The 6,835-nt window shown below is 45.6% G+C and carries 7 protein-coding genes; 5 read left to right on the plus strand and 2 right to left on the minus strand.

Going from position 1 to position 6,835, the window contains the following annotated elements; genetic code table 11:
* On the plus strand, window positions 1-852 hold the full coding sequence (kdsA, locus tag ACQY6Q_RS14310; protein WP_055732272.1) for a 3-deoxy-8-phosphooctulonate synthase: 852 nt from the start codon (window positions 1-3) through the stop codon (window positions 850-852).
* A 122-nt stretch (window positions 853-974) separates the two neighbouring features.
* Complete coding sequence (gene nlpI, locus ACQY6Q_RS14315; protein WP_427982367.1) at window positions 975-1,841, plus strand: lipoprotein NlpI; 867 nt, start codon at window positions 975-977, stop codon at window positions 1,839-1,841.
* Window positions 1,842-1,863: 22 nt separating this feature from the next.
* Here the strand turns inward: nlpI and ACQY6Q_RS14320 are convergent, their stop codons facing one another.
* Together ACQY6Q_RS14320 and ubiU are read right to left on the minus strand one after the other, a co-directional pair.
* Window positions 1,864-2,736 (minus strand): U32 family peptidase, encoded by an 873-nt coding sequence (locus ACQY6Q_RS14320; protein ID WP_427982368.1) that lies wholly within the window; start codon window positions 2,734-2,736, stop codon window positions 1,864-1,866.
* A 7-nt stretch (window positions 2,737-2,743) separates the two neighbouring features.
* The gene (gene ubiU, locus ACQY6Q_RS14325; protein ID WP_427982369.1) at window positions 2,744-3,742 is read right to left on the minus strand and encodes a ubiquinone anaerobic biosynthesis protein UbiU; all 999 of its coding nucleotides are present in this window, start codon (window positions 3,740-3,742) and stop codon (window positions 2,744-2,746) included.
* 141 nt (window positions 3,743-3,883) lie between these two features.
* Here ubiU and ubiT point away from each other — a divergent pair, with 141 nt between their 5' ends.
* The 3 genes from ubiT to ACQY6Q_RS14340 form a co-directional block, all read left to right on the plus strand.
* The gene (gene ubiT, locus ACQY6Q_RS14330) at window positions 3,884-4,372 is read left to right on the plus strand and encodes a ubiquinone anaerobic biosynthesis accessory factor UbiT (protein ID WP_427982370.1); all 489 of its coding nucleotides are present in this window, start codon (window positions 3,884-3,886) and stop codon (window positions 4,370-4,372) included.
* A gap of 124 nt (window positions 4,373-4,496) precedes the next feature.
* Window positions 4,497-5,663 carry a sugar ABC transporter substrate-binding protein gene (locus ACQY6Q_RS14335; protein WP_427982371.1) on the plus strand — a complete coding sequence of 389 codons (1,167 nt, stop codon included), beginning with the start codon at window positions 4,497-4,499 and terminating at the stop codon, window positions 5,661-5,663.
* Window positions 5,663-6,835 (plus strand): hypothetical protein (locus tag ACQY6Q_RS14340; protein ID WP_427982372.1); only part of this gene is annotated, 1,173 nt, incomplete at its 3' end. The genes ACQY6Q_RS14335 and ACQY6Q_RS14340, both read left to right, overlap by 1 nt.

Consider the following 6,835-nt stretch of genomic DNA (forward strand, 5'->3'; position numbering starts at 1 on the left):
ATGCAGCAAAAAACCGTAAATATCGGCTCGATTAAGGTCGCGAACGACGCGCCATTCACCTTGTTTGCCGGAATGAACGTATTAGAGTCGCGTGATTTGGCGATGCGTATTGCGGAACATTTTGTTGAAGTCACCAATAAGCTGGGCATTCCTTATGTATTTAAGGCGTCTTTCGACAAAGCCAACCGTTCTTCTATCCATTCTTACCGTGGTCCAGGCATGGAACAAGGCTTACGTTTATTGGAAGAAATAAAACAGCAGTTTTCTATTCCGGTGATTACCGATGTGCACGAAGTGGCCCAAGCTGCTCCGGTGGCTGAAGTCGCTGATGTGATCCAGTTGCCAGCTTTCTTGGCTCGTCAAACCGATTTAGTGGAAGCCATGGCCAAAACTGGCGCGGTAATTAACGTTAAAAAACCGCAGTTTTTAAGCCCTTCGCAAATGGGCAACATTGTTGATAAGTTTGCCGAGTGTGGTAATACTCAAGTGATTTTGTGTGAGCGTGGCAGTAACTTTGGTTACGATAATTTAGTGGTGGATACCCTAGGTTTTGGCACCATGAAAAAAGTCAGTAATGGCGCGCCGGTGATTTTTGATGTGACTCACTCACTGCAATGTCGCGATCCTTTAGGTGCAGCTTCAGGTGGGCGCCGCGAGCAAGTGGCAGAACTAGCCAAAGCGGGTATGGCAACCAGCTTGGCGGGCTTGTTCCTAGAAGCCCATCCAGACCCAGATAATGCGCGTTGTGACGGCCCTAGCGCTTTGGCCTTAGCCAAACTTGAACCTTTCCTTGCCCAAATTAAAGCCTTGGATGATTTGGTGAAGTCTTTTGAGGTCTTAGATACACAATAATAAATGTGTAAATAATAGAAAGTTTGGGTTTCCCTTGTTGAGCTCTCTTGCTAGGGTAAACAGATAACAGGCTGGATGTGTTGAACTTTCCAGCCTTTAGCTAATTTTAAAGTGGAAGTGATATGTTAAAAAAAGCCTTGCGCACGGGATGCATGTTGGTAACGGTTGCTTACCTTAGCGCTTGTGCTAGCACTTCAAATCAAGCCCCGCAAACGGTGGTATTAGCCCAGCCTCTGCAAGTTAATTACCAATCAGAAGTCGCTTTGGCTCGACTTGGGCAAATGCTCAATTCAGGGGAATATAATCAGCAACAAATGGCTCAGCTTTATTACGAGCGAGGCATTGTGTTTGATCGAGTCGGTTTACGTGCCTTAGCTCGGTTTGATTTTAATCGGGCAATTCAGATGAAACCCGATTTTGTTGAAGCTTATAATTTCTTGGGTATTTACTTCGTATTAGCGGAAGAATTTGACAGTGCTTTTGAGGCCTTTGATTCGGCTCTAGAGTTAGCACCCGATTACAGCTTTGCTTATTTTTATCGTGGCATTGCCCTGAGTTATGCCAATAAGCCCGAGCTGGCGGTAATTGATGTTGATAAGTATGCGGCAGAAGCGCCTAACGATCCTTACCGAGTAATTTGGCGTTATTTGATTCAGACTGAGGCAAATTCAGCGGAAGCACAAAGTCAATTACAAGCGGCCATCGCTAGCTATAAGAATGAAGACTGGGCTTGGAACATTGCGCGTTTGTATGTCGGAGAGTTGAGTCCTCAAGACTTAATTAATAGCACCATGGATAAGCCAAGTGATAACCAAACTTTGGCCGAGCAGCTATGTGAAGCCTATTTCTACTTGGCTAAATTGGCCCAGCAAAACGGCGAACATCAGCGGGCCAGAAGTTACTTTAAGCTTTCTTTAGCTAATAATGTGTATGATTTTGTCGAGCACCGTTTAGCGCTACTTGAGTTAAAACGCTACGAGGACCAATAAGCGGTCCTCATAGTTTAGTGCTTTAATCTTGCTGGCGAATGCCAGCAATTTGGTGCCAGTAGCCATTCACCGTATCGGGAGTGGGATAGTGCTCTTCACTGCTGGCTCTCTTTCTAAACGCCTCTAAGTGTTCAATGCTTTCTTCACCTAAAGGGCTAATGCGTACGATATCTACCAAACCCCGCATGCTTTGTTGGTCATTAATCAGGTCATAACAGTCACCTGACATGGTTTGAATGCCATTTAAAGTGAACAAGGGCTGACCTTCTTGGCTTTTTACTTCACGCCCGTTGGGATAGTTGATGCAGCAGGTTTCGCAATTATCTTTGCTTTTGCCTTCCGACTGAGCGGTAAAACAGCGCGCCGAATAAGCCAAAGGTAAATGGCCATAAGCAAAGACTTCTATTTCAAAACGCTCTCTAATATTCATTTCATGGCATTCGCCGCTGAGTTTTTTCAGCCAGTCGCGCGATAACTCTACCGGCATAACCCAGCGCTGCATGCCTTGGTCTAATAAGACCTTAAGCGCATAAGCGTTGTACACATTGACCGCTGGGCCACAAACAAAAGGCAGTTTGGCTTGGTGAGCCTCTTCAATGGCACTCACATCGTTAGCTTCAATAAGAAAGTCGCCGTTATCGATGAGCTTTTTTAGATTACGGATTTCTGAGGGGGCTTCTAGTAAGGCCATGGTAGAAATTACCACTTCTTTGCCCGCTTGTGACAACTGCTTGCCAAGCTCTATCCAGTCGTTGGCCTTCATGTTGCGGCGTTTACTACAAACGGTTTCGCCAATATAAATAATGTCGGCACTACTGGCTTTAGCTAAGTGATAAAACTCTTCGATTTGTTGTGTAGGCCAGTAGTATAAAATCGGTCCAAGAGAATACTTCATAATTTACCTATTGCCATGCCTTGTGATAAGCACCCAAGGTAGTTTGGCTGCCTTCCGATAGTTTTGCTAAGCGACTCATCCACTCGCTTTTCGCGGTGTAGTGGCTTGGGTCACGTTGGTAGCTGTCGATCGCTTCGCGCCACACTTGAGTGACTTGGGCAACATAGGCGGGGCTACGTTGCCGTCCTTCAATTTTCACCGCAGCGATATTAGCGGCAAATAACTCGGGTAATAACTCCAGCGTATTAAGGCTGGTGGGCTCTTCTAGGGCATGGTAAACCCGTTGGTCTACTTCGAAGCGCCCCTTGCACAGGGTGGGGTAACCAGCCGTTTCTGCTGGCCCATAGCGGTCGATTAAAATATCGTTGAGGCGCGACTCTAGCCCTTGTTTGGTTTCTTGCCAACGTACAAATGAAGCCGGAGAACAAGCGCCTACAGTATTAGGTGATTCACCGGTCAGGTAGGATGAAAGATAACAGCGCCCTTCGGCCATCACACAAAGGCTACCAAAGGCAAATACTTCCAGCTCTATATCGGGGCAACTGCGCGCCAACTGTTTTACTTGATGCATCGATAGCACTCGCGGCAATACTACGCGCTTTACATTAAAGTTGCGTTGATAAAAGGCTATAGCCGAGGCATTGGTGGCAGAGGCTTGCACCGACAAATGCACTGTAAGTTGAGGATGGTGTTGCTTGGCGTATTCCAATAAGGCTATATCGGCCAATATCACCACATCGGCACCAATGTCTACGGCTCTATCTATGGCTTGGTACCAAAGCTGGTGTTGCTCTGGGTGAGCAAAGGTATTGATAGCAATGTGTAGCTGTCGTTGATGTTGCTTTAAATAATCAACCGCCTTATCGAGTTTTTTTCCATCGAAGTTTAAACCTGCAAAATGGCGGGCATTGGTGGCATCTTTAAAGCCAATGTAAATGGCGTCTGCGCCATGGTCAACAGCGGCTTTAACGGCAGGTAAAGACCCTGCTGGACAGAGTAACTCCATGTGTCCCTCATTGTTCTGTGTTTTCGCCATTTTACTGGGCTTAGTTAAGGGGGATATTGACTCAGCGCAGCTTTGTATTAGCCAAACTTGAGTAAACTTAGCCACTTATCAGCTTTGTTTATCTATTTTAAGAGGTTCTTCGTGCTGACTCGTTTAAAACAGTCTTTGGTAAAAGAAATGCCACGCTTGTTAAGCATCCCAGCTAGATTCTGTCCTTTTGCTATACAGGGCATAGCCTTAGAGAAAGCGCTAGCGCTTAGTTTTGCTGAAGCCATCGAAGATGGCGATTTGGATTTTCTTACTCAGCGTTGGTTGAAACTTTCGGTGACCGACTTAGCTGCGAGTTGGTATATCAGCTATAACGATGAAAAGTTGTCGGTGCACGCCAGTGCGCCGCAGGTGGATGTTAGCTTTAGTGGCAAGTTAAATGATTTTGTTTTAATGATGGGCCGCCAAGAAGATCCCGATACGCTGTTCTTTCAGCGACGTTTGCAAATCGAAGGTGACACCGAACTTGGCTTAGAGTTAAAAAACCTCTTAGATAACTTGGATATTGATGACTTACCTAAGTGGGTGAGTGAGGCCTTAAAACGCAGCGCAGCAATGGTGTCTCTCTACCACGCTGCATAGACGATATTCTGCGATATTCAATGGCTTAACTGTTTGTGAGTTCTCGATTTGGGCATCCACTTAGGCCTCAGATTAGTGCTTTTGAACTACACTAAAAGAGTGCGATTAGTGAAAGGGCGAGTGGATGCGAATTTTGTTACTGCTGCTTGGCGTAGTGTGGGGAACCAGCTATGCCGAACAATTGAGTTTTATTTATTATCGAGAACAGGGTAGAGCCGTTTTTGAAGCGATAATGGAGCAGTTTTCTCAGCAGTATCATCATCAAGTTTCTTTTCACCAAATCACTTCAGAAACGCTAAAACCAGCCTTAGTTAAATCGGTTATGCGTGGCACTGCAGCCGATGTGGTGTTTGCTCCTTCTGACATTATTGGTATTGCCGAGCAGGCAAAGTTTTCTGAAGTACCGATAGATTTAGTTGACCCTAATACTCCAAAAGAATTACTGCATACGGCGCTGAATAAACAGAAGCTCTATGGTATTCCTATATTGCAGGGAAACCATTTAATGTTGTTTTACAATCGGCGTTATGTACCTTCTCCGGCTAAGACTTGGCAAGACTTGTTAGCGCAAAAAGCCGGGTTTGACCAACAAGGTATCGCTACCATAGGTTGGAACTACACCGAGATGTATTGGTTTGCTGGGTTTTATAATACCTTTGGTGGGCGTATGACTCGGGGTCAAGAAGTCACCTTAAATGAACCGGCGATGCAGGATGCCTTGAACTTTTATAAGAGCCTTAGCAACCGAGGTTTAGTGAGCGCCGCTTGTACTTACGATTGCGGTTACCGAGATTTTATTGAAGGTAAGGTGGCTTACTCAATTAATGGCGAGTGGAGCATTGCCGACTTTGAACGACGCTTAGGTGATGACTTGGGCATAGCTGTGATCCCAAAAATAGGCCTCCGAACTTTTAAACCCTTGTCGTCTAGCCTAGTATTAGTCTTTCCGAATAACAGTCTCAGTAGTAATAAGGCAAAGGCTTTAAATCAGTTAATTGAGTATTTACAAAGTGAAGCGGTGCAACAACGGCTTTATCAAGAAGCCCGCTTTTTACCAGTAAATGATCCTTTGTTAAAGCAGATCCATTCCCATGCTAGTGCTAATGAAGCGGCGATGTTGGCTCAGTTAGCTGACGCGGTGCCAATGTCTGCAGAAGGTGCGCAATCGAGTGCTTGGTTGGGAATGCGCAAGGGCTTTGAGCTATTTAATAAGGGCCTGGTGGATGCAGCTAGGGCCAGTCGATACATGCAAACATACGCTGAGCGAGACTATAAGCAGAGCCAACAATAATGAGCTTAAAAGCGAATAAGCTTAGAACCGTATTAGCGCTGAGTATTTTACTCGGCGCATTGTTACCAAGCATCCTGATCGGTGGCTTTCTACTTAAGCAAATTTCTGAGCAAGATCAGCAAGCAGTCAATCAAACCTTGCGGTTACACGCCAATAATATTGCCCAAGATATACGTTATCAGTTCAGACAAATTTTGTTAGATCTGCAAAGTTTGGCTCAGGTAAACGATATTATTTTTACTCCCACCTCGGCCATGTTTGGCTTTCACGCTAATCAGTTAATGACTGAAGTACTGCAGCAGAACAGTTGGGCCTCGGCCATTTATATTGTGGATACTCAAGGGCAAGTGATTGAAGGTGCCCCTTTAATGGCAGAAATCCTCGATGTGAGCCCCCATCAAGACGCTATCGCGCGTTTAAATCAGCGGGTGGAGGCCGGCTTTGAAGATGCGCTAATTGAAGTTTATCAAGATGCTAATTTTAGCCAGTTAACTGAGCCGTTAGGGGAGGGGATTAGCGACTATGGCTTGTTGTTTATGCAGCCTTTGTTGAAGAAAAACCTGAATGCGCTAGAAAACAGTCAACAAGTGGGAGCATTGCTGGTATTTGTGCCGATGCAGTCATTATGGAACGCCTTTTCGCCGGGCCTTTCTCAACAAGGTGCTTTGGCTTTATTTCACTCAGAGCAACAGCTGTTTAAAGGGGTTAACGGCAAAGAAGCACAGCGACGCTTAACCATTGATGTGGACTTAAATGTGAACTCTATGTCGGGCCCCTTGCTGGTGTCTTTAAGTGCACCAAGTCGTTCATTATGGGGCTTGCTGGTAGAGCGCCAGTTTAATGTGGTGATTATGGTGGTACTGATCATCGTGTTTGTGGTGGTAATTGCCCTGGTTTTAACTCGGCGGATTATTGACCCGATAGAAGGCTTAAGCCGAGTGGTGGAGAACTATTCGCAAGGCCGTTACGATAGTAAGGTTCCTTATTTGGCCTACGAAGAATTTAACCAAGTAGGTGGTCTACTTAAGAGTATGGCCACGCGGGTTACTCACGACCAAGAGCAGTTAGAGCATCGAGTGGCAGAGCGAACTCAAGAGCTAGAACAGGCTAACCAAACCCTGCAACAGACCTTGGCCAAGCTAAACGACACCCAATTACAATTGGTGGAAAAG

The sequence above is a fragment of the Agarivorans sp. genome (assembly GCF_050295395.1).
Taxonomy (GTDB): Bacteria; Pseudomonadota; Gammaproteobacteria; order Enterobacterales; family Celerinatantimonadaceae; genus Agarivorans.

Coding starts and splice junctions, on each gene's coding strand:
- ubiU (WP_427982369.1), bottom strand. CDS start 3,742: ATGGAGTTACTCTGTCCAGCAGGGTCTTTACCTGCCGTTAAAGCCGCT.
- nlpI (WP_427982367.1), top strand. CDS start 975: ATGTTAAAAAAAGCCTTGCGCACGGGATGCATGTTGGTAACGGTTGCT.
- ACQY6Q_RS14320 (WP_427982368.1), bottom strand. CDS start 2,736: ATGAAGTATTCTCTTGGACCGATTTTATACTACTGGCCTACACAACAA.
- ACQY6Q_RS14335 (WP_427982371.1), top strand. CDS start 4,497: ATGCGAATTTTGTTACTGCTGCTTGGCGTAGTGTGGGGAACCAGCTAT.
- kdsA (WP_055732272.1), top strand. CDS start 1: ATGCAGCAAAAAACCGTAAATATCGGCTCGATTAAGGTCGCGAACGAC.